We start from the raw sequence: 21,654 nt of genomic DNA, 5'->3' as shown, positions 1-21,654 counted from the left end.
CATCAGCGCTATGGCTGACTGGCTATATCTGCTGACTAGCTATTCTTTAATCCAAGACAGCGGTACTTTCGAGTGCCGCTTCTTTCGTTACCCGCAACACCTCTTCTAAGGTAGTCTTGCCTGCCAATACTTTTAGCAAACCATCTGCACGAATCGATGCCGTTTTTTGCCGCGCGTAATGCTCTAAATCAAACTCAGCGGCATTGCTATGGATCATCCGGCGTAAAGTATCATCGACGGGCACCACTTCGTAGATCGCTGTACGGCCTTTAAAACCGGATTGGTTACAATGGTCACAGCCTACCGGTCGCGGTAACTTAATAGCCGTCTGCGCAGTGACCCCCACCTCTGTAAATAGCTTGGTTTGCTCAGCATCCGCTTGCTCCCAAGCGTGACACTGCGCGCAAAGCGTCCTTACTAAGCGCTGGGCTACCACGCCAATCAATGACGATGACAGCAAAAAGGGCTCTACGCCCATATCTTGCAAACGCGTAACCGCCCCAATGGCAGTATTAGTATGCAGGGTGGATAATACTAAATGCCCAGTCAAAGACGCCTGTACCGCGATTTCTGCCGTCTCTAAATCACGAATTTCCCCGACCATCACGACGTCTGGATCTTGACGAAGCATGGCGCGCAGACTTTTAGCAAAGGTCATGTCTACTTTATTATTCACCTGGGTTTGGCCAATCCCATCCAACTGAAATTCAATAGGGTCTTCTGCGGTAAGGATATTTCGCGTTTGGTCGTTTAGGTCGGTCAAGGCAGCATATAACGTGGTGGTCTTACCCGAGCCCGTCGGCCCTGTGACCAAAATGATGCCATGCGGTCGATGAATAAGGCGTTTGAGCTCGCTATAGTCATTATCAGCCAAGCCTAGATAGGTCATATTTAAGCGACCAGCCTGCTTATCTAATAAACGCATAACCACGCGCTCGCCAAAGCTGGACGGCAGGGTTGAGACACGCACATCGACCTCACGCCCTGCCAAACGCAGGCTGATACGGCCATCTTGTGGGACACGTTTTTCAGCAATATCTAACTTGGCCATGACCTTGATACGCGACACCAACAGCGGTGCAAGTTGGCGTTTGGGGCTGACGATTTCTTTAAGCTCACCATCTACACGAAAGCGCACGACCAAGCGCTTCTCAAAAGTTTCGATATGAATATCCGAGGCATTTAGGCGAATAGCTTCCGACAGTAAGGCATTAATTAAGCGAATGATGGGCGCATCGTCTTGCTGATCCATCAAGTCCTCAGTCTCAGGGACGCTGTCCGCAAGACTGACTAAATCGGGATGATCCTCAAGACCTGCCGCAATGTGCTGCGACTCCCCAGTATTACCCGCATAGGCCGCAGCTAGACGCTTTTCAAACTCCTCACCGCTGACACTTTCAAACGTTGGCGGTACCAACACCCCCTGCTCTGTCATAAAGCGACCCGCTTCATTAATAGCCGCTAATGGGGTACTCGGGGTAATGACCAAAATTGGCGAGCTTTGCGCATCGATAGCAGGAATGGCTAGCAGTTGATGGCGTTTAGAAAAGCTATAAGGCAGTTGCAGCATAATAAGGGCTCAGTTCGGTCAGGGGAACGCATGGGGTGCTAGCTAATTATTTATAAACGGCTTTTTATAAATAGCTCTCTTGATAAATAGCTTGGTGCTAACTAAGTTTTTCTACTTAGCTTTATTTTTAACTTCATTTTAGGTTGCTCGCTCAAGGAGCCATAAATTCATACAGCGCTTTCTTGAGTATTTATACACTATAACAAGGCAATCAGTACAAGTAAGCGATGCCGTTTTGTTATACTATCTTAGATATCGCTGGCTTTCAGTCAACAGATGCACACATGCCTTTATTATAGCGTGATGCTTGCCTGCTATACCACTGGCCTGCTGCTATGGCTAAAGCATGCCCTTATATTTACCGTGGTAGTCATTTATTTTATCCTGCATAATAATGCAAATGCTGCGTGGCAATGCTAGTATCTGACGACTTTACATAAACTAGTGATATCAAAGCTATTTCTTTGTTCACACTTATGGTAAATAATTTATGACTGACCTCTCTAACGCTACCCAGACTTTAGACCTCCCCGCCCCTTTCAACGACGAGAGCTTTTTGATAGGCAGTCGCCGTTTTTCATCACGATTACTGGTAGGGACAGGCAAATATAAAGATTTAGCGGAAACAGGGGCCGCTATTGGGGCTTCGGGCGCAGAAATTGTCACTGTAGCAATTCGCCGCACCAACATCGGTCAGCACGCCGACCAGCCGAACCTCCTCGATGTCATCTCTCCTGATAAATACACGATTTTGCCCAACACTGCAGGCTGTTTTGACGCCGATAGCGCCATCCGCACTTGCCAATTGGCGCGTGAGCTTTTAGACGGTCATAACTTGGTCAAGCTAGAAGTATTAGGGGATAAAGACAATTTATATCCCAATATTACTGAAACTTTAAAGGCCGCACGAGTCTTGATAGACGACGGTTTTGAGGTGATGGTCTATACCTCAGACGACCCTATCGTAGCGCAAGAATTAGAGTCTATGGGTTGCGTCGCCATTATGCCATTGGGCAGCTTGATTGGCTCAGGTTTGGGCTTACTTAACCGCCATACTCTGAGTCTGATTATTGAAAATGCAAAGGTCCCTGTGCTGGTCGATGCTGGTGTGGGCACAGCTTCTGACGCCGCTATCGCTATGGAGCTTGGCTGTGATGGGGTATTGATGAACTCAGCGATTGCCAGTGCGCAAAACCCAGTGTTGATGGCGCAGGCTATGAAACACGCGGTATGGGCAGGACGCGCGGCCTTTTTAGCGGGTCGTATGCCGATGCGCCGGATGGCTACCGCTAGCTCACCGCAGACGGGTTACTTTTTTCAATAAATTGTTAAAATGAGTTTTATAAAAATAAATCTTTGACTATAACTGCCTGATAAGTATGAGTACATAGCATGACCTCAGTGCAACAAGGACGTTCCAGGAAATACGCCAAGAGGGGATTTATTAAAAACCCGCTGGCGTATTTAAAAGCTTATATGCCCAGCTTTGGGTCATTTTAGGGGAAATAATATGCGATTGTTAACCGCAGTCGATCAGCTGTTTTTATTATTAGAGTCACGCAAGCAGCCTATGCACGTGGGTGGTTTGTTTTTATTTGAATTGCCAGAAGGGGTGGATAAAGACTTTGTTTATCAACTCGTCCAGCAAATGCAATCTTCTACGGTAGCACCTACCTTTCCCTTCAACCAAGTCCTAGACAAATTGCGCTGGATAGAAGATGAAGACTTTGATATCGACCATCACTTCCGTCATGTTGCCCTGCCAAAACCGGCGCGTGTCCGTGAGCTGCTAGTCTATATTTCTAAAGAACATGGTCGCTTGCTCGACCGCGCCAAGCCACTCTGGGAATGTCACGTCATTGAAGGCATTCAACCTCAGTCTGAGGGCGAGCCAGAACGCTTTGGCCTCTATTTTAAAATACACCACTCCTTGGTCGATGGCATCGCTGCCATGCGCTTAGTGAAAACCTCACTGTCGCAATCCCCTGATGAAATGATGAGCCTGCCTATTTGGTCGCTAATCACCCGCCATAGCAATAAGAAAACTGAAAAACTGCTGCCGAGCCCCAAACCTTGGCTCAGTACTATCAAGCACCAAATGACCACTCTGCTGCCCGTCGTCCGTGAGCTAAAAACCAGCTTTAAACAGCGCAATGATGCCGACTATGTGGGCACTTTAGACGCCCCTAGCAGTATCTTAAACCAAAGAATTTCTGCGTCACGCCGGATTGCTGCGCAGTCCTATTCGTTTGAGCGCTTTGATGCGGTTGGCAAACACTTAAATGTCAGCTTTAACGATGTGGTACTGGCCGTATGTTCGGGGGCTATTCGCCGCTATCTAATCTCATTAAATGAACTGCCTAAAAAGCCTTTGATTGCTTTTGTGCCAATCTCCCTACGCACGGATGAAAGCGCTACTGGCAACCAGATTTCATTCTTGTTAGCCAATTTGGGCACCCATTTAGAAGACCCATTACGCCGTCTCGATATCATCCATCGCAGTATCAATAACGGCAAGCGCCGCTTTGGCCGTATGGACCAAGCCCAGATTATTAACTACAGTGGTATCGCTTATGCTTGGGAAGGCTTAAACTTATTGACGGGGTTATTCCCTAAGAAACAAGCTTTTAACCTTATCATCTCCAACGTTCCTGGTACGACCAAGCCGTTGTATTGGAATGGGGCCAAACTGCAATCGCTGTATCCTGCCTCCATCGTCTTTAATGGCCAGGCGCTCAACATTACTTTGGCGAGTTACTTAGATAAAGTAGAATTCGGTATTATTGCCTGTAGTAAAGTCTTACCACACGTGCAAGATATGTTGGCCCATATCGAAGCTGAGTTGATGGATTTAGAAAAAATTTGTGCTGAGCAGCGCTCCGGTATCCGTGAATAATAAGCGCAGAGTGCTCTGCATTGGCAGCATATAATTAGCTTCGTATAATTAGTATTAGCAGAAAAGCTGCCCATAAAAAACGGTCTCATAATAGAGACCGTTTTTTATGCTATAAGTTTAGGGCGTGTCCTCAATTAACAACACTAGCGTGTAATGGACTAAAACTGGCTATATTTTCGTCACTCTGCGAAAATTTCTAGACAATATGCTCATATTCTCTGCAAAATTTCCATGGACTGACAAAAATCTATCTCACTTTTAGCCTCATGATTCAATTGAGGACACGCCCTAGAAATTACGGCAGTTAAACCGCATCACCCCAGATAGGCACAACCATTTTCATCAATGGTTTTAACAATTTCACGTTACACGCAAAGACTGAGCCCGTCTCCATAGCATCGTGAGCGCCTTTATGATCGACTACGACTCCGCGTGCTTCGCTAACGATTAACTCACCAGCGGCCACATCCCATGGCTTCAATGACATCTCAAAATAGCCATCAAAACGGCCTGCAGCGACGTAGCATAAATCTAGCGCGGCTGAGCCTAAACGACGGACTTGGCCGCCCGCTTCAGCAATGGCTTGTAAGCTTTCGAAATGCTGCTTGGCGTAAGAGACGACTTCACCGTTACGTTGGCGTGCTAACGGATGACCGGTAGTAAATAAGCCACCTTCAATCGTTTTGCGCTCGCTGACATTGATACGACGGTTGTTTAAACGCGCGCCTTTACCACGGCTGGCCGAGAACATTTCGTCACGGACGGGATCGTAGACCACACCGTGCTGCGTGACGCCTTTATGCTGAACCGCGATAGACACACAGAAATGCGGGACACCGTGGACAAAGTTTTGGGTACCATCTAGCGGGTCGATGACCCAGCACCAATCCGCATCTTCGCCAATGCCTTCTTGCATGCCAAACTCTTCCCCTAAGAAAGAGTGGTTCGGATAGCTGTTTTTTAGGGTAGCAATGGTCAGCTCTTCGCTAAAACGGTCGATACGTGTCACTAAGCCGTCGAGCCCTTTCGACTCGATATCCAGCTCAATCTTATGGCGGTTTTGATGTGCGTTTAAAATCTCTGTTCCAACTTTTTCGGCAGCACGTGCTGCCATGACGACCATGGGTTCCATAAATAACCTATTCGATAATATGAGAGTGAAGTAAGGGGTGAAGTAAATTAAAGTGTAAGACGCTTATTCAATAGACTGTAGCTATATTTTATTGAATAAACGTAGCAAGCTGTGCGCTGACCCCAGCGACATCCAGCTCACAATCTGCCAATTGCTCTGCATGGCTACCGTGCGCAATAAAGCGATCAGGAATACCCATGTTCAGTAGCGCAGGCAAAGTCTTGGGTTGCTGTAAAGACAATAAGTACTCATTGACGGCACTGCCGGCGCCGCCCATGATAACGTGTTCTTCTAAGGTGGCAATATGGGTGATACCCTGCGCTAGCAAATCATTGAGCAACTGAGTATCGATGGGCTTTACCCAACGCATATTCACGACCGTAATTTGGCAATCCATCTCGGTAGCGATGAGTTGAGCGGCTGCTTGCTCTGCGGTCGCCACCATCGTACCAAAGGCTAAAATAGCCAGCTTAGTCGCGGCTTCTGCTGCACCATGCACGGAATCAATAACTGCGCGGCCAATCTCGTAGCATACGGCAGGTTTCACAATAGCAGCGCCAGTACCGGTACCACGTGGATAACGCACCGCACTACAGCCCGGATGCTCATAGCAGGTATTTAACAGCTGATAGCACTCATTTTCATCTTTTGGAGCAGCGATGATAATGTTGGGCACGCAGCGTAAAAAGCCAAAATCAAATACGCCCGCATGCGTGGCGCCATCTTCCCCGACCAAACCGGCGCGATCAATAGCAAACATCACGTCCAAATCTTGCAGAGCAACATCATGAATCAATTGATCATAACCACGCTGCAAAAAGGTCGAATAAATCGCCACGATAGGCTTTACGCCTTGAGTAGCCATGCCCCCAGCTAGCGTAACGGCATGCTGCTCAGCGATAGCCACATCAAAGAAGCGCTCAGGGAAAGTACGTGCAAACTCGGTCATGCCCGAGCCCTCTTCCATAGCCGGGGTAATGGCTAATAGATCGGGGTCGAGCGCGGCTTTGTCACAGATAAACTCACCGAAGACTTCCGCGAATTTTTTCTTAACTTGCACAGTGGTAGTGGGTTGCTTTACCACTTCTTCAGCAGCCGCTTCGGCCGCTAGTTTACCAATCGCGTGATAGCCCACTGGGTCGATTTCTGCGGGGGCAAAACCTTTGCCTTTGGTCGTATAAATATGGACGAGCACCGGGCCTGAGACTTGCTTGGCCAGACTTAAAACGCGCAACAGCTCTGGCAGATTATGGCCATCAAAGGGACCAAAATAGGTAAAGCCAATCGCTTTAAAAACGTTGTCCGCCACTTGTGGCACATCACGCTGCTGATGGTGACGCATACGCCGATCATGCGCTTGCATATCGGGACGATGGCGTAGTTTAGGCTTGCCCGCTTGGGTGATATCGACTTGATAACCCGACTCCCACAGCATAGCTAAATGCCGTGAGAAACCCCCAATTGAACAAGATATTGACATGTCATTGTCATTCAAAATGACCAGTAAATCAGCGTTTTGTTGTACCGCATCATTCATGGCCTCAAACGCCATGCCACCCGTCATGGCCCCATCGCCGACGACGCAAGCGACTTTATGCGGCTTGCCCAAATGACGCAGCGCTAGGCTCATGCCCAAGCCGGCAGAAATAGCCGTCGAGGAATGACCTACCCCAAAGGTATCGTAAGGGGATTCCGCCCGCTCAGGAAAAGCGGTTAAGCCATCTTTAGCCCGGATAGTCCCTAGCAGGTCACGGCGACCGGTTAAGACTTTATGAGCATAAGCCTGGTGACCCACATCCCAGACGAGTTGATCGTCAGGCGCATTCAACAAATAATGCAGCGCAATCGTCAGCTCCACCACGCCTAAATTAGCGCCGAAGTGACCGCCACTTTGACCGGCAGAATACAATAAGAATAGGCGCAGCTCATCGGCCAGCTCAATCAATTGATCCTGACTAAAGCGCTTTAGGTCATTGGGGGCATCAACACTATCTAACAAAGGTGTTAGCGGGCGACTGCGAGGTATCTCTGAATAAACCTGCTGTAACGATGGCGGCTTGGGTGGGTTATTAGCAGCATCGGCGTGCGTTGATGGCGATAATGACCTAGACTGTGAGGAGTGAGGTGTCTGCTGCATAAACCGTACTTTACCTACCAATCTACTGACAAAGGCTTTAAATGCCTCAAGCGAAATCGACTTGAGAGCAGCAAGCGCGTCTTAATATATGAATTATTTACGAGTGACTTTTTGCCCAAAAACTGGTGCCAGAAAAAGCTCTATCCACTACTTGTCAAAGTCACTGCCTAGCAGAAAAACTGCAAAAGTTACTTAGTAAACAGCGAGATAAACTTACTGAATGAGCAAAGACTTGTCACTGTGTCTATTAAAATAGTATGGCATAATAGCACTTTTTTTTGCTAGCCGCTTTATTCATCGTGGCAAGTCTGTGAATTTTGTGTGATTTGCTCACAATGTCCCCATATAGGGATTATCCGCTTGCGCTCCTGCCCTACTTTAGGCTGAGTATAGCAAATATATCGGCGGCATAACGACAACGCTATCCGCTAGCGCCAGGCTTACTATCATTTATAGTTTTATTCAGGGCTTAAATGTCATATCAATTTATTACCAGTGCTAAGCTTCCGACCACCTATGGCGTCTTTGACATCCATATGTTTGAAAATGCTGCCGGCCAAGAGCATGTGATGCTTACGGTAGGTCTGCCTGTGGTTGCGACTCCTTCTTCTGATTCTGCTGATGCCATGTCGACTGAGGGGGCTACGCATGAGCCGACCGCGACGCCTAGGTCTGGGCTAGCGCCGCTCGTGCGTATCCATTCAGAATGTCTGACTGGGGATGCGTTTAGCTCGCTAAAATGTGACTGCGGCCCGCAATTAAATACGGCTATGGCCGCGATTCAACAAGCGGGCTGCGGGGCGATTCTATATCTGCGCCAAGAAGGTCGCGGTATTGGCTTGACCAATAAGATTCGCGCTTACGCTCTGCAGGATCAAGGCCACGATACTTTGGATGCCAATTTAATGTTGGGCTTGCCAGCCGATGCTCGAGTCTACGATATGTGTGGGGCTATGCTGGCTCACGTGGGCGTCGATCAAGTGCGTCTGCTGACTAATAATCCGAATAAAGTCGCCTATCTTACCGAGCATGGCATTGAGGTCACAGAACGCGTGCCTTTATTGGTCGGTGTCAATGACCATAACAGTGCCTATCTAGCGACCAAACGTGACCGTATGGGTCATATCTTTAACGAAGCGCTAGAGCCTGTGGTTGACCATCATCCGTTGTAAGCTTTCAAGCCCAACTACTAAACAGTTATATAACGTATAACAATGGCTTAGCGCCAGATAAATTGTGGCTTCTTATAATTTGATAATCCTTACCGCCTGATATGGTCATGCCGACACTCAAAGACTACTACGATTGCCCGTAAATCGTTGGTTTAACGAATCCGTAGACTGTCTACTCATCCTCCTGTTCCTCAAGCTTGGAGTCTCCTATGACTACTTCCCCTACCGCCCCAAAAGACAATGTCTCTGATCATGGTGTGCCAACTTCCGATAATATCGCACAAGTCAGAGCTTTTTTATTAGACCTGCAAGCCCGTATTTGTGCGGCTTTAGAAGCGCAAGAAGTCGCGGGTGGCGGCACGGCAACCTTTATCCCCGATGATTGGGAGCGTCCTGAAGGCGGTGGTGGTCGCTCATGCGTATTGGCCGGTGGTGAAGTGTTAGAGAAAGCAGGCGTCATGTTTAGCCATATCCAAGTGAAAAACCTGCCAGCTTCTGCCACTGCGAGACACCCCAATATTGCGGGGCGGCAAGCGCAGGCCTTGGGCGTATCGTTAGTGGTTCATCCTAAAAATCCCTACGTGCCGACCAGCCATGCCAACGTGCGCTTATTCGTCGCGGAAGCCGAAGGTGAAGCGCCGATTTGGTGGTTTGGCGGGGGCTTTGATTTAACCCCGTTCTACCCGGTTTTAGAAGACTGCGTGCATTGGCATCAAGTGTGCCATGACCTCTGTGCCCCTTTCGGTGCTGGTGTCTATGACGACTTTAAACAGTGGTGTGATGAGTATTTTTATCTGCGCCACCGCGATGAGCAGCGTGGTATCGGCGGCTTATTCTATGATGATGTTAATCCGGAGAGCCGGGGTTGGGATTTCGACACTTGCTTTGACTTTATGCAAGCCGTGGGCAATGGCTACCTGGAGGGCATAATCCCTATCTTTGAGCGCCGCCGTGACACCCCTTATACCGAGGCGCAGCGCGATTTCCAACTGTATCGCCGTGGCCGCTATGTCGAATACAACCTCGTGTACGACCGCGGCACCCTATTTGGGCTGCAAAGTAATGGCCGTATCGAATCTATTTTGGTCAGCATGCCGCCATTGACGGGCTGGCAGTATCGCTATGAGCCGGAGCCGGGCACGCCTGAATTTGAATTGACGGACTTCTATTTAAAACCGCGAGACTGGTTATCTGTAACCAAGTCCTAAGTTGGTGAGTTTTACCCCTTTGCTACTCAGCTAACAAGCCAAGGTAGCGACTGGCTAAACTCCGATCATTTATGTTGTAATCAATAGCTTAACATTATGTTTGTTAAGCTATTGTTCGTTAGGGTAGCTTAAAAAATCATAGCCGTTATAATAGATAGACTTCATAACGTTGCCGACTGTATGCCCTACTAAGGGCTGGTCATCAAGTCGGCTAGCTCAGCTTTATTGTACAATTTTGCCGCTATAGAATACGCAGCATTTATGGTTGCACGCTACCCCTTGCCACGCTATTCTCAGCCACATAACTTATATTATAAGGAGACACTATGTCACTTTTTAAAGCCCCTTCATTGGCGAAATCTTCGCGCTTAGCCGCGCTACCTGTTTTGGCTGCTGCCTTATTGTTAGGCGCTTGTAGCTCACCGAGCAATCCGGATGTCAGCGCCCGCCAAGATATTATGAAAAACTATGGCGATGCTATGGGTGTGATGGGCGATATGATGAAAAACCCAGATACTTTTGATGCGGCTAAATTCCAAGAGCAAGCCGCTTATCTGGCGGATACGGCCAATAGCCCGTGGAAACATTTCCAAGATAAAGAAGCGGTCGGTAATGCTACCGATATGGTCTGGAGCAATGCTGCTGGCTTTACCGCTGAAGCAGAAAAATTCCAACAAGCCGCTACTGACCTGAACTTTGTCGCGCAAAATGCCAATGGTATCGCTGATGTCGGCGCTGAATTTAAAGAAGTGGGCGCCTCTTGTAAGTCTTGCCATACTGACTATAAACAAAAAGATGACTAATCTTGTTAAGTGGCTTTAAGCCTTTTCACTAAAAGATAAGGTTAGCTGTAAAAAGACAATACCCATTAAAAAAGACGCTTAAATTAAGCGTCTTTTTTTTATTCTGTATAAGTAGGTTTAGGGATTTTTACAGCAATTAAGCGGCAGGTTTGGCTATTTTCTTGACTACCTTATCTACAGAAGCGTCACTTAAATCTAAAGTACGGATTGGGAAAGGCATATTAACCCCGGCCCCATCCAAGCCTTTTTTCATCTCAACGATGACTTCGTGAATCGAGGCAACTTTATTCGCTTGGGTGCCATCATCGATAAACCAACGTACAGTTAAGTCGATAGTAGAGTCCCCAAAGCCCGTCGCAATAACCGAAGGCTCAGCACGACGCGAGACCGTTTCTGCTCGATCTAAAGCTTGGAGAATAACCGCTTTTGCTGCCTCGATATCATCCTCATAACCGATACCCACAGCCACTTGCAAGCGGCGCTGCTTATACGCTGTATTCACGGTCAAGGCCGAGGTATAAAGTTGCGAATTGGGGATGACCACTTGGCGCCCATCAAAAGTCTTAATAGTAGTGGCGCGAATTTTAATGTCTTCTACCGTGCCCTCATAGTCGCCCGAGACAATTTGATCGCCAATACGGAACGGCTCTGATAGGAGTAATAAAATCCCCGAGAGTAGATTTTGGAAGATGTCTTTAAAGGCAAAGCCAATCGCTACCGAGCCAATCCCTAACGCCCCAATGAGCTTGGCGGGAGTAAAGCCGGGTATCGCAATCACCATCGCAATCATAAAGCCGATGAATAAAATCAGCGCGCCGCCCACCCGTTGGAAGACTTTGACCAAATTACCGTGACGGCTACGACTGCCCAATAGCTTATACACTACTTTTTTGAAGAGAGCGGACAGTCCCCAAAAAAATAAAAACACCACCAAGGCGACTAAGAAATAAGGCACTCGTGCCGCCAAATCTTGCAGTATTTGTTGACCTGACGCCGCCATGCTTTGGTACTCACTGACTTTTTGCGCGGCATTATTCGCCAAGCTTTCCTTCGCCATCCTATACTTACCTCTTAATAATGCTCATTACTTACTAGGAAATCAGCTAGCACCCTGCGTAAGCGATGCTAGCTGACGGTACAGAATATAACGCAGTACGGGGGAAATATAAAATATTAGCCCATTTTTTCGGCTTCAACAATCTCAATCCAATAGCCATCTGGATCTTTAATAAAAGCAATATTATTCATCTTGCCATCTTCTGGACGCTTCTGGAAAGTGACGTTATTAGCATCAAACCAAGCGACTGCTGCGGTTAAGTCTGGCACGGTAAAGCAAATATGGCCAAACCCTTGCGGCTCTGCATTGCCATCGTGGTAGCTAAAGCTGTCTTTATCCTCAGTGCCATGATTGTGGGTCAATTCTAAGATACCACGCTGACGGAAGGTATAGATGGCCAAATCGCTCTCGCCCTCAGGCAGTGTTGCCCGCTCCTCGGCAGTCAGCTTGGCTAAAAAGTATAAATCAAAGCCCATCTCGTCAAACTTTTTCACACATAATAAAGTCATGCCCAACACGCCGGTGTAAAACGCTAGGGCACGCTCCGGGTCTTTGATACGCAGCATCGTATGGTTAAAAGTAAAGCCTTCGGTTTGACCAGCAATCGCTTGCACACCAGCCGCTTGTACGCTCGACTTAGGCTGTTCGATACTGGCCTGCTCAATACTGGGCTGCTCAATAGCGGTTACGTTATTTGGTTGGCTCATATAGCACCTTATAGGTTCGCAAAAACAATCATGAAAATAATGTTAAAGAGTCATCATTAATAGTTAATCTAATTTTTTATGTAGAGCAGATTTAAGCCCTAAAATCGGGGGGATTTTCCGAATTTAGCAGTCCAAAAATCTAACAATACCGGTGTCTAAATCGTATTCAGCGCCTACGATTAATAGCTGACCTGAGCTCACCAAGTCTTCCAGTATTCTAGAGCCATGCTTTAGCTGACTGACGGACATGCGCGCATTGGCCCGGATAGAACGATTGATCAGCTCATCGGCATCCACATCTTGCCCTGTCGCTGTCGCCAACTCATGTAAGTTATAGACGCTAGGGCGAATACGATCGACGATAGATTGCAGATTTGGTGAGTAGTACTGCTCTGGATTAATCAGTGCCTCAACGCAGGCCGTGACCGCGCCACAATGAGAATGGCCCAAGACCACTACCAATTGCGTGCCAAACTTCTCAGCGGCAAACTCGACCGAGCCAATTTGCGAGGGGGCGACCACATTGCCCGCTACCCGAATCACGAATAAATCGCCAAGCCCTTGATCAAATACAATCTCTACCGGTACGCGAGCGTCCGAACAGCCTAAGATAATCGCGACTGGGTCCTGATCATTAATCAGCTCAGGACGTTTTTGCATACTAGGGTCAGGGTCGGTCAAACTGGCGACGTAACGTTGGTTGCCTTCTTTGAGCATCGCCAGAGCTTCTGCTCCAGTGGTAGGACGGGGGCGTTGCGGCATGAGAATTTCCTTATTATTTATTAGAGAGCGCTTGGTATCACCGTGACCGCTGCTGCCTTGGCGTTACTCCCTAATGAAAGGGGCAGCCGAAAGGCACAGAGCGAGATGGTAGTGAAGCTTTTGGTTTAAGACTTTGGGTTAATAATTGTACCGAAATTACCCTAGATTCTCTATAGCGCATCTCCGCAATACTGTCGTACTTTCTATGCGCTATTATTGCTTTAACTAGCTCGTGCCTTAACTAGGTTAGGCGCTTACCTCTACAAATTGCCCGATGACCGCTGTAGTGATTTTGTTATAATACCTCAACAGTGAGCCAACAATGACCTGCTATAGGCCTATAAGCTCCGTAGCTATGTCGCCACTCATTCTTTGACCCACCCGCTAGCAAAGCTCGACAGGGAGCCTAATTAGTCAGGCTTTGACGCCTCACTTTTGCCGTACCCTGCACCGTTTTTTGCGCTAATTTTTAGGATTGCCCACCATGACTGACCCGCTTTCTGTGTCGGCGCCGCGCCCCAACGCTACTGACTCTGATGTCTTACTCCGTATCGCTGGCATCAAAAAATCTTATGACGCTACCGAAGTCCTCACAGACATCAATTTAGATATTAAACATGGCGAGTTTCTGACCCTGTTAGGGCCTTCAGGCTGCGGCAAAACCACCTTGCTACGCTTGATTGCCGGCTTTGAGCAGCCCACAGCGGGCGCTATCTATCTAGATGGCGAGCAGATGGCCGGCCTGCCTGCGGATAAACGCCCGGTCAACACGGTGTTTCAGCAATATGCGCTATTTCCGCATATGACGGTAGCGCAAAACGTAGCGTATGGGCTGAAACTAAAAAAAGTGCCCAAAGCCGAGATTAATACTCGCGTCAGTCAAGCGCTACAAATGGTGCAGCTAGAACACTTGGCCAATCGTAAACCGCAAGACCTATCCGGCGGTCAGCAGCAGCGCGTAGCCATTGCGCGTGCGGTGATTAACCGTCCAAAATTGCTATTGTTGGATGAGCCCCTCTCCGCGCTCGATTATAAGTTGCGCCTACAGATGCAGTCTGAGCTCAAGCGCCTACAGCGCGAGTTGGGCATTACCTTTATCTTCGTCACCCACGACCAAGAAGAGGCGCTGTCCATGTCAGACCGGATCGCCGTTATGAAAGATGGTCGCTTTCAACAGATTGGCACGCCCATTGAGATTTACGAGACCCCTGCTAACCTATTCACCGCCAAGTTCATTGGCGAGACCAATCTCTTCCAAGCCGTGGTCAAAGCGGTAAATCCTGAGCAGGCGGACTTAAACGGCAAGGTGACCAATGGCCGTATCGATGTGGAGGTCTGTGAGACGCCAGAAGGTGAGCAATGGTTACGCAATCTACGCCGTCCGGCCTTCGCCCATAAAATCCAGGTCGGTGATACCGTCAACCTGTTGCTGCGTCCAGAAGATTTACGGATTTATGATATCAATGACGCGAGCCATCAGGGCTTGCCGGGCAAAGTCGTAGAAAGCAACTATAAAGGCAGTACGCTCGACTCCATTATTCAATTGCACAATGGCCATATGGTCAAGGCCTCAGAGTTTTTTGATGAAGACGACCCTAGCTTTGATTATAAAATGGGTGAGCTGGTCAAGGTCTCTTGGGTCGATGGTTGGGAGTGGGTATTGCCTGAAGAAGAGGCTCGTGGCCCAGAGAGCTTAGTTAGTTTGAACAGCTTGGCGGCCGCCTCTACTGGTCAAGGGAGCGACGGCTCATGAGTGCTAAATCGCAAGCAAAAAGCCCTTTTCGCACCGCCACCTTATGGTTGATTTGGACTTGGCTCATCGTCTTTGCGTTATTGCCAAATATCCTAGTCATCGCGACCAGCTTTCTCTCGCGTGATACCGTAGACTTTATCAGTCTGCCCGTGACGATAGACAGCTATCGCCGCATGCTCGATCCGCTCTATCTCGAGGTGTTCGTGCATTCGTTATGGATGGCGGGTATCACCACCGTACTGTGCCTACTTTTTGGCTATCCCTTTGCTTGGTTGGTCTCTAAAGCTAATCCACGCTGGCAGCCGCTGCTCATGATGATGCTCATCTTGCCATTTTGGACCAACTCTTTAGTGCGGACTTATGCGCTTAAGCTATTATTTGCCAATAATGGCTTGATCAATAAGCTGCTATTAACCTTAGGCATTGTCGATAAACCGCTCGATATCTTGTATACCCAAGGCGCGGTCATCGCGGGTCTGACCTATCTGTTATTTCCCTTTATGGTACTGCCGTTATACGCCGTCTTTACCGATTTACGCGACGATATGCTGTTGGCTTCCAAAGACTTGGGTGCCTCCAAGCTGCAGACCTTTTGGCATGTGGTACTGCCGCTAACCACGCCGGGGGTAATCTCTGGTGTACTGCTGGTGCTACTTCCCGCTATGGGCATGTTCTATGTGGCCGATATTTTAGGCGGCGCACGCAACCTACTCGTCGGTAACGTCATCAAAAACCAGTTCTTAGATGCTCGTGACTGGCCGTTTGGTGCCGCGGCTAGTGTGCTCCTGACGCTAGCGATGGCGATATTGCTGTGGGCGTACTATGCGAGCAGTCGCCGGATTGGCAAAACTGATTTTAACGAGGTGGCCTAATGTCAGATATTAATAATAACAGTGCCGCTCCTACCCCCATGCCCGCAGCGACTAAAGCGGCGCGTAAAGGTAAAAAATCAGGCGGTGGCTCTTTAGGCTTGTTTGGCCGCAGCTATTTAGGGTTTATCTATGCCCTACTGTACCTGCCCATTATTATCTTAGTCATCATGTCGTTTAATAAATCGAAGATTGGCTATAACTGGGGCGGCTTTAGCCTCAAGTGGTACGAGTCTTTATTTAACAACCAAGCGATGGTCGATGCTTTTTTGCATTCGATTTGGTTGGGATTGGCTGCGGCCACCATCTCTACCCTGATTGGGACCTTGACCGCATTGGCATTACACCGCTATGACTTCCGCGCCAAAGGGCTGCTCAACGGCTTATTATTCGTCCTGATGATGTCACCTGAGATTGTGTTGGCGATTTCGCTATTGGCGCTGTTCTTATTGGTTGGTTTACAGTTGGGCTTTGTGTCTTTATTAATTGCCCATATTACTTTCTGCCTGCCGTTCGTAGTGATTACTGTTTTTGCTCGCTTGAGTAGTTTGGATGAGCGCTTGATGGAAGCGGCACGTGATTTGGGCGCTAGCGAATCAACTATGGTACGTACCGTCTTGATTCCTGTCATTTTCCCTGCCGTAATGGCCGGTTGGTTATTGGCCTTTACCCTATCGCTTGATGATGTGGTGGTGTCGACTTTCGTCACGGGGCCGAGCTATGAAATCTTACCGCTGCGTATTTATTCTATGGTGCGGGTCGGCCTAAAACCTGAGGTCAATGCTATCGGCACCTTACTGTTGGGCGCCTCGTTAATCTTGGTCGTGATTTCGCAGCTGCTTATGCGCAAACGCTAACATCCTATCAGTAAGCTATTAGCAGGCAACTATTAAGCAGATAAATAAAACACGGATAAAAAAAGGGCTATAACGGCTGCACGGTTATAGCCCTTTTTACTGGCTAGGATTAGGTGACAATATAACGGTCCATAATCGGTGTTAATAACGACCAGGCACTATTCATTTCGTCTAAGCCCTAACGCTGAGCATATTTGAATGAAAATCAGCTTAATATAGTTTACAATGAATAACATTCACCTTAGATGGTATTTTTAATCTTCAATAATGCTTTGGACTGGCCACGCGTATGTTAGAACTTCGACACTTAAAAACCTTGACCGCCCTTAGAGCCCATGGCTCCTTAGCCGCTGCTGCCGATGAGCTGCATGTCACCGCCTCAGCCGTCTCCCACCAATTAAAAGAACTAGAAAACTACTACGATATTAGCTTGGTAAATCGCCGTACCCGTCCCTTAACCTTTACCCCAGCGGGCAAAGCTGTGCTCAAGCTCGCCGATAGTGTGTTGCCGCAAGTGACGCGAACCAAAGCGAATTTAAAACGTCTGGCCCATGGGCAAGCCGGTAGGTTGCGCTTAGCTTCGGAGTGTCACAGCTGTTTTGATTGGCTCATGCCTATCCTCAATCAATACCGCCGCGACTGGTCGGATGTCGAGCTCGACTTTGCCACAGGCTTCGAGCCTGAGCCGCATCATTTGTTATTGGAAGGGGATATTGACCTGCTGATTACCACCAGTAATTTACCGATTGCTGGGATTGATTATCAGCCGCTCTTTGAATACGAGAGCCGGCTAGTATTATCACCGACCCATCCGTTAGCAGCAGAGACCGCCACGATAGCACCGAGCCAATTGACCAGTGAGACCTTGATTGCTTATCCGGTAGAGGCCAAACGCTTAGATATTATCGCTCAATTTATGACCCCAGCCAAAGCCAGCTTTAAACAGATACGTACGACGGATCTCACCGCTATGTTAATTCAGTTGGTAGCGAGCGAGCGTGGTATAGCCGCCCTCCCTGATTGGGTGGTGGCAGAATATGAGAAAAAAGGTTGGGTGGTGTCGCGCCCCTTGGGCAATGGGGTTTATTGTCAACTGTATGCCGCAACCCGCACTTCGAGTCGCGATACCGCTTATATGCAAGGGTTTGCCAGTTTATTAGAAGATTTGGTAAAGCCCTAGCTTATAATAAAAAACAGGCTACCGTTAAAATAGCCCTTTAACGAGGTAATACCCTATAGCAGTGGCCAATAGCGTCAACGTGACGTGCAGTCCTATCAACATCAATCCTGCTAATAACCGACCACTGTTAAGTAGGTCAAAGACCTCGGCGCTAAAGGTACTAAAGGTAGTCAGGCCGCCTAAAAACCCAGTGACCACGAACAGACGTAAATGCGGGCTAAGACCAGCACCAAAGCGCTCGAACAGCAATAAAGCCACCCCAATAAGTAAGCCACCCAATACGTTGGCGCTTAAAGTGCCGAGTGGCAACCAATGTGCGCCTGCGTTAAAACGCGACAACCACGCGCGTAAGCACGCCCCTAAAGCGGCTCCGAAACCGATAGCTAACCATTGCATCGACTACTCTCCGAGCGCTATTGGGGCGGTGTGGGTTTCCGTACCTGGCTTAACTGGCGGCAACTCATCAATATTCCATCTGGGCACGCAGCTGACTGACAAATCATCGGCTTGTCCTGCGGCGAGACGCTCATAACCGGCATAAGCAATCATCGCCCCGTTATCCGTACATAAGGCAGGTGGCGCATAATGGACGGTCGCCTGTATCTTCGCTAACTCACTCGTGAGTCTGGCGCGCAAATAAGTATTGGCACTGACCCCACCGGCGATCACCAATCGATTCATCCCGGCTTGCTTTAAAGCCTTAATGCATTTTTTCACTAAGGTATCGACAACGGCATGCTGAAAACTAGCCGCAATATCTGCGCGTACTTGTGAGTTGCTGTTGTCGCCTGTAGCCTCAGAGCCTGGGGTATCTTTAATCAGATTATGTACGGCTGTTTTCATGCCACTAAAGGAGAAATCGAGCCCTCTGTGTAGCATAGGTCTTGGCAGCTCATAAGCATTGGGATTGCCACTCTCCGCTAACTTGGCAATGTTGGGGCCGCCCGGATAAGGCAAGCCTAGCATCTTCGCTGCTTTATCAAAGCACTCCCCTGCGGCATCATCGATAGACTCGCCTAATATCTCATACTCGCCCACGCCGCGCGCTGCGACCAACATAGTATGACCACCAGATACTAGCAAGGAAACAAACGGAAAAGCCGGCGGGTTTGCGCCCATCAATGGGGCCAATAAATGCCCTTCCATATGATGAATCCCAATAGCGGGGATGCCGAGCCCATACGCCAAGCTGCGGCCAAATAGCGCGCCCGTCATCAAAGCCCCAATCAAGCCGGGGCCTTTAGTATAAGCAATGGCATCGATATCTGACTTTTTGAGCTGACACTGCTCGAGCAGCTCATTCAATAGAGGCACCAACTTACGAATATGATCGCGACTCGCCAACTCAGGCACCACACCGCCATAGGTAGCGTGCAGCTCAATCTGTGAATATAACACTTGGCCGACGAGCCCTTGATTAGGACTGTCTATTTGCTCGTTATCAAAAATCGCCAGACCCGTTTCGTCACACGAGGTCTCTAGTCCTAATACTTTCATAGTCTTACCTACTTTGTCTTATGCTTCAAGAAGAGGTCAAAAATGCCATTGCAATCGTGCCTTACCACACGATTTACCCGGCAATTAAAAAATAAAAACCGCCATTGCCGATGACAATGACGGTAGTGTAGCAAATTTACAAGGGGCTCATACGCCGCTATAACGGTTGCGCTACTATAAACGCTCTATAAGATAGACCCTATTTACTGAGTAGCATAAACCCTTTGGACTAAGCTAAGCAGACACTTTGGACCTAACTAACGCTAGCAATCATATAGTCTACCGCAGCATGTACTTCAGCTTCGCTCACCCCATTGACCGCTTGCGGAGGCATCTTATTAAAGCCTTGTGCTGAGTGCTCATATAAAGTGGCTTTATCTTTTGCTAAATGCGGCGCCCAAGCCTCTTTATTGCCATACTTCGGTGCTTCTAACAGCCCTGATTCGTGACAGGCTTTGCACTGTTTTTCATACAGCAATTTGCCAGCATCAGCGGCTAAGGCCACTTCTGGGCCAGCGGCCGCAGCCGTTTCTTCAGCAGGTGCGCTCTCTTCTACAGGAGCTTCAGCAGCCGGCTCGGTGGCAGGCACTTCTTCTTCCACAGCATCATCAGTAGTCGCTTCCGGCTCAGCAACGACAGGCGTTTCCGCTACTGGGGCTTCGGCTTCTGGGGCGGTACTGGCCGTATCATTATTGCTACACGCACTCATTGCAGTGGCGGCGCTAATGACTAATAGGGCGGCTAAAGTTTTGCTCATCATAGGTCATCCTTGAGAGTTAGCAGGTGATAAATGAAACATACAGGGTCTCGAATCGTCGTAGGTCGCGCAACTTATTAATAGCTAAGCAATTAATTAATAATAAAGCTATTGAAGCATAAAGCTATTCTACTTTAGTAGTATCTGTAGCTGGCGCTTCGTCAAGTGCGGGCTCACCCTCTTTTACTACTGGCACAGTGCCATCAGCCGCTGGCGCGTCGGCATCGGCTGCAATCTCAGTAGTGTCTGGCTGTGCAGCAGCATCTGTGGCCATATCGCCCTCTGCCGCAGCAGTATCAGTACCTTCCGTCGTCGTAGCTGCTGGTGCGGCCGTCGTTTCAAACTCAATAACTTCCGCTTCTGGCGCGTTGGCACGGGCCATTTCAGCCGCTTCGTCTACTTTATCAGGAGCAGTGACCGCTTCATGTTTTTCACCACAAGCACTGAGGCCCGTCGCGAGCATAATAGCGGTAACGATTGCCAATGTAGACTTGATTAGGGGGCTACGAAAGGTGGGCTTACCTTGAATTGTTGAATTAGTCATACCGTGCTCCAAATGAGTGCCCAATACGGGCAGTAATTGATTATTAAAACGTTTGCCATAAAATGAAATAAACGCATTAAATTTTAACAATATAATAGCATAATTCGGGCAAATCTCGTGGCTAAAAACATAGTCCTTAGTCATATCATGGCATTTCTATGAGGGCAATTATGCGCTGGAATACCTGCCACTGCCAGCCTAAAAAACGCTATAATAACTGCCTGCGCTATATTGACACGGCGATTTAATTATTGTACTATATCCGCCCTTATGCTATAGCTGTTTCACAGACTATATGTATAAAGATTACTCTTAGCTATAGTGGAATAATAATAAAGGCTTGATTTATCTAGTCATTATTACTTCCTATAGTTTCCTAGTTTGAGCTGATGCCTGCACAGTTGAGACCGTGCGGCTAATACTAATCACACAGCCAAGCTAATGCCCTTATTGTCTCAATCCAAACGAAGGAGTCTTCATGCCTGCAGTTAAGGTTAAAGAAAACGAACCTGTTGATATCGCTATCCGTCGCTTCAAGCGCGCTTGCGAAAAAGCCGGTGTATTGTCTGACGTACGTAAGCGTGAGTTTTATGAAAAACCAACGCAAGAGCGTAAGCGTAAAAAAGCAGCCGCGGTAAAGCGTTATAAGAAAAAACTACAGCGTGAGTCTATCCGCACGACTCGTAAATACTAGTCGTCATTATTGAGAGTAAGTTGCTGTAACTTTATACTACAACTTTATTCTTAATAAGA

The 21,654-nt window shown here is 48.2% G+C and carries 20 protein-coding genes; 10 read left to right on the top strand and 10 right to left on the bottom strand.

What is annotated here, in order from left to right:
* Positions 1-46: 46 nt before the first annotated feature.
* Positions 47-1,570: a type II secretion system ATPase GspE gene (gene gspE, locus ACZ2XM_RS04870; protein WP_490587251.1), complete on the bottom strand. Its 1,524-nt coding sequence runs from the start codon at positions 1,568-1,570 to the stop codon at positions 47-49.
* Positions 1,571-2,060: 490 nt separating this feature from the next.
* On the opposite strand from gspE, the gene ACZ2XM_RS04865 reads away from it, so the two are divergent.
* Both ACZ2XM_RS04865 and ACZ2XM_RS04860 read left to right on the top strand, forming a co-directional pair.
* Entirely contained in the window at positions 2,061-2,894 is an 834-nt protein-coding gene (locus tag ACZ2XM_RS04865) for a thiazole synthase (protein ID WP_490587250.1), read from the top strand.
* A gap of 186 nt (positions 2,895-3,080) precedes the next feature.
* A complete protein-coding gene (locus ACZ2XM_RS04860) occupies positions 3,081-4,466 on the top strand; it encodes a WS/DGAT/MGAT family O-acyltransferase (RefSeq protein WP_490587249.1) in 1,386 nt (461 codons plus the stop codon).
* Positions 4,467-4,770: 304 nt separating this feature from the next.
* Here ACZ2XM_RS04860 and ACZ2XM_RS04855 read toward each other — a convergent pair whose 3' ends face one another.
* Both ACZ2XM_RS04855 and dxs read right to left on the bottom strand, forming a co-directional pair.
* Complete coding sequence (locus tag ACZ2XM_RS04855) at positions 4,771-5,598, bottom strand: inositol monophosphatase family protein (protein ID WP_201498035.1); 828 nt, start codon at positions 5,596-5,598, stop codon at positions 4,771-4,773.
* A gap of 88 nt (positions 5,599-5,686) precedes the next feature.
* On the bottom strand, positions 5,687-7,735 hold the full coding sequence (gene dxs, locus ACZ2XM_RS04850; RefSeq protein WP_490587248.1) for a 1-deoxy-D-xylulose-5-phosphate synthase: 2,049 nt from the start codon (positions 7,733-7,735) through the stop codon (positions 5,687-5,689).
* Positions 7,736-8,208: 473 nt separating this feature from the next.
* Here dxs and ribA point away from each other — a divergent pair, with 473 nt between their 5' ends.
* From ribA to ACZ2XM_RS04835, 3 genes are all read left to right on the top strand, one after another.
* Positions 8,209-8,907: a GTP cyclohydrolase II gene (gene ribA, locus ACZ2XM_RS04845; RefSeq protein WP_490587247.1), complete on the top strand. Its 699-nt coding sequence runs from the start codon at positions 8,209-8,211 to the stop codon at positions 8,905-8,907.
* 209 nt (positions 8,908-9,116) lie between these two features.
* Positions 9,117-10,115: an oxygen-dependent coproporphyrinogen oxidase gene (gene hemF / locus ACZ2XM_RS04840; RefSeq protein WP_490587246.1), complete on the top strand. Its 999-nt coding sequence runs from the start codon at positions 9,117-9,119 to the stop codon at positions 10,113-10,115.
* Between the two features lie 326 nt (positions 10,116-10,441).
* On the top strand, positions 10,442-10,918 hold the full coding sequence (locus ACZ2XM_RS04835) for a c-type cytochrome (protein ID WP_490587245.1): 477 nt from the start codon (positions 10,442-10,444) through the stop codon (positions 10,916-10,918).
* Positions 10,919-11,054: 136 nt separating this feature from the next.
* On the opposite strand, the gene ACZ2XM_RS04830 is transcribed toward ACZ2XM_RS04835, so the two are convergent.
* The 3 genes from ACZ2XM_RS04830 to ACZ2XM_RS04820 all read right to left on the bottom strand — a co-directional run bounded on the left by ACZ2XM_RS04830 (position 11,055) and on the right by ACZ2XM_RS04820 (position 13,444).
* Entirely contained in the window at positions 11,055-11,975 is a 921-nt protein-coding gene (locus ACZ2XM_RS04830; protein ID WP_490587244.1) for a mechanosensitive ion channel family protein, read from the bottom strand.
* 116 nt (positions 11,976-12,091) lie between these two features.
* Positions 12,092-12,682, bottom strand: coding sequence for a lactoylglutathione lyase (gloA, locus tag ACZ2XM_RS04825; protein WP_490587243.1), 591 nt, complete (start codon positions 12,680-12,682; stop codon positions 12,092-12,094).
* A gap of 123 nt (positions 12,683-12,805) precedes the next feature.
* Positions 12,806-13,444: a carbonic anhydrase gene (locus tag ACZ2XM_RS04820; RefSeq protein ID WP_490587242.1), complete on the bottom strand. Its 639-nt coding sequence runs from the start codon at positions 13,442-13,444 to the stop codon at positions 12,806-12,808.
* A gap of 484 nt (positions 13,445-13,928) precedes the next feature.
* On the opposite strand from ACZ2XM_RS04820, the gene potA reads away from it, so the two are divergent.
* From potA to ACZ2XM_RS04800, 4 genes are all read left to right on the top strand, one after another.
* Entirely contained in the window at positions 13,929-15,197 is a 1,269-nt protein-coding gene (gene potA, locus ACZ2XM_RS04815; RefSeq protein WP_490587241.1) for a spermidine/putrescine ABC transporter ATP-binding protein PotA, read from the top strand.
* Positions 15,194-16,069 (top strand): spermidine/putrescine ABC transporter permease PotB, encoded by an 876-nt coding sequence (gene potB / locus ACZ2XM_RS04810; RefSeq protein ID WP_490587240.1) that lies wholly within the window; start codon positions 15,194-15,196, stop codon positions 16,067-16,069. The genes potA and potB overlap by 4 nt, the downstream gene beginning before the upstream one ends.
* A complete protein-coding gene (gene potC, locus ACZ2XM_RS04805) occupies positions 16,069-16,923 on the top strand; it encodes a spermidine/putrescine ABC transporter permease PotC (RefSeq protein ID WP_490587239.1) in 855 nt (284 codons plus the stop codon). Before potB ends, potC begins: the two co-directional genes overlap by 1 nt.
* Before the next feature lie 289 nt (positions 16,924-17,212).
* Entirely contained in the window at positions 17,213-18,103 is an 891-nt protein-coding gene (locus ACZ2XM_RS04800; RefSeq protein ID WP_490587238.1) for a LysR family transcriptional regulator, read from the top strand.
* Positions 18,104-18,127: 24 nt separating this feature from the next.
* Here ACZ2XM_RS04800 and crcB read toward each other — a convergent pair whose 3' ends face one another.
* From crcB to ACZ2XM_RS04780, 4 genes are all read right to left on the bottom strand, one after another.
* Entirely contained in the window at positions 18,128-18,499 is a 372-nt protein-coding gene (gene crcB / locus ACZ2XM_RS04795; RefSeq protein WP_490587237.1) for a fluoride efflux transporter CrcB, read from the bottom strand.
* A 3-nt stretch (positions 18,500-18,502) separates the two neighbouring features.
* Positions 18,503-19,600: a tRNA (adenosine(37)-N6)-threonylcarbamoyltransferase complex transferase subunit TsaD gene (gene tsaD, locus ACZ2XM_RS04790; RefSeq protein WP_490587236.1), complete on the bottom strand. Its 1,098-nt coding sequence runs from the start codon at positions 19,598-19,600 to the stop codon at positions 18,503-18,505.
* A gap of 253 nt (positions 19,601-19,853) precedes the next feature.
* Positions 19,854-20,360 carry a c-type cytochrome gene (locus ACZ2XM_RS04785; protein WP_490587235.1) on the bottom strand — a complete coding sequence of 169 codons (507 nt, stop codon included), beginning with the start codon at positions 20,358-20,360 and terminating at the stop codon, positions 19,854-19,856.
* A 121-nt stretch (positions 20,361-20,481) separates the two neighbouring features.
* On the bottom strand, positions 20,482-20,901 hold the full coding sequence (locus tag ACZ2XM_RS04780) for a hypothetical protein (protein WP_490587234.1): 420 nt from the start codon (positions 20,899-20,901) through the stop codon (positions 20,482-20,484).
* A 478-nt stretch (positions 20,902-21,379) separates the two neighbouring features.
* Between ACZ2XM_RS04780 and rpsU the strand changes: the two genes are divergently transcribed.
* Positions 21,380-21,595: a 30S ribosomal protein S21 gene (rpsU, locus tag ACZ2XM_RS04775; protein ID WP_201498049.1), complete on the top strand. Its 216-nt coding sequence runs from the start codon at positions 21,380-21,382 to the stop codon at positions 21,593-21,595.
* Positions 21,596-21,654 lie beyond the last annotated feature (59 nt).

The organism is Psychrobacter sp. CoH-33_TS_01, assembly GCF_058189395.1.
Note: the sequence above shows the minus strand (reverse complement) of the source record. Positions and strands in the feature narration are given on the sequence as shown.

Bases quoted from the DNA above. Each gene is read 5' to 3' on its own strand.
- gspE (WP_490587251.1), bottom strand. From the start codon at position 1,570: ATGCTGCAACTGCCTTATAGCTTTTCTAAACGCCATCAACTGCTAGCC.
- ACZ2XM_RS04865 (WP_490587250.1), top strand. From the start codon at position 2,061: ATGACTGACCTCTCTAACGCTACCCAGACTTTAGACCTCCCCGCCCCT.
- ACZ2XM_RS04860 (WP_490587249.1), top strand. From the start codon at position 3,081: ATGCGATTGTTAACCGCAGTCGATCAGCTGTTTTTATTATTAGAGTCA.
- ACZ2XM_RS04855 (WP_201498035.1), bottom strand. From the start codon at position 5,598: ATGGAACCCATGGTCGTCATGGCAGCACGTGCTGCCGAAAAAGTTGGA.
- dxs (WP_490587248.1), bottom strand. From the start codon at position 7,735: ATGCAGCAGACACCTCACTCCTCACAGTCTAGGTCATTATCGCCATCA.
- ribA (WP_490587247.1), top strand. From the start codon at position 8,209: ATGTCATATCAATTTATTACCAGTGCTAAGCTTCCGACCACCTATGGC.
- hemF (WP_490587246.1), top strand. From the start codon at position 9,117: ATGACTACTTCCCCTACCGCCCCAAAAGACAATGTCTCTGATCATGGT.
- ACZ2XM_RS04835 (WP_490587245.1), top strand. From the start codon at position 10,442: ATGTCACTTTTTAAAGCCCCTTCATTGGCGAAATCTTCGCGCTTAGCC.
- ACZ2XM_RS04830 (WP_490587244.1), bottom strand. From the start codon at position 11,975: ATGGCGAAGGAAAGCTTGGCGAATAATGCCGCGCAAAAAGTCAGTGAG.
- gloA (WP_490587243.1), bottom strand. From the start codon at position 12,682: ATGAGCCAACCAAATAACGTAACCGCTATTGAGCAGCCCAGTATTGAG.
- ACZ2XM_RS04820 (WP_490587242.1), bottom strand. From the start codon at position 13,444: ATGCCGCAACGCCCCCGTCCTACCACTGGAGCAGAAGCTCTGGCGATG.
- potA (WP_490587241.1), top strand. From the start codon at position 13,929: ATGACTGACCCGCTTTCTGTGTCGGCGCCGCGCCCCAACGCTACTGAC.
- potB (WP_490587240.1), top strand. From the start codon at position 15,194: ATGAGTGCTAAATCGCAAGCAAAAAGCCCTTTTCGCACCGCCACCTTA.
- potC (WP_490587239.1), top strand. From the start codon at position 16,069: ATGTCAGATATTAATAATAACAGTGCCGCTCCTACCCCCATGCCCGCA.
- ACZ2XM_RS04800 (WP_490587238.1), top strand. From the start codon at position 17,213: ATGTTAGAACTTCGACACTTAAAAACCTTGACCGCCCTTAGAGCCCAT.
- crcB (WP_490587237.1), bottom strand. From the start codon at position 18,499: ATGCAATGGTTAGCTATCGGTTTCGGAGCCGCTTTAGGGGCGTGCTTA.
- tsaD (WP_490587236.1), bottom strand. From the start codon at position 19,600: ATGAAAGTATTAGGACTAGAGACCTCGTGTGACGAAACGGGTCTGGCG.
- ACZ2XM_RS04785 (WP_490587235.1), bottom strand. From the start codon at position 20,360: ATGATGAGCAAAACTTTAGCCGCCCTATTAGTCATTAGCGCCGCCACT.
- ACZ2XM_RS04780 (WP_490587234.1), bottom strand. From the start codon at position 20,901: ATGACTAATTCAACAATTCAAGGTAAGCCCACCTTTCGTAGCCCCCTA.
- rpsU (WP_201498049.1), top strand. From the start codon at position 21,380: ATGCCTGCAGTTAAGGTTAAAGAAAACGAACCTGTTGATATCGCTATC.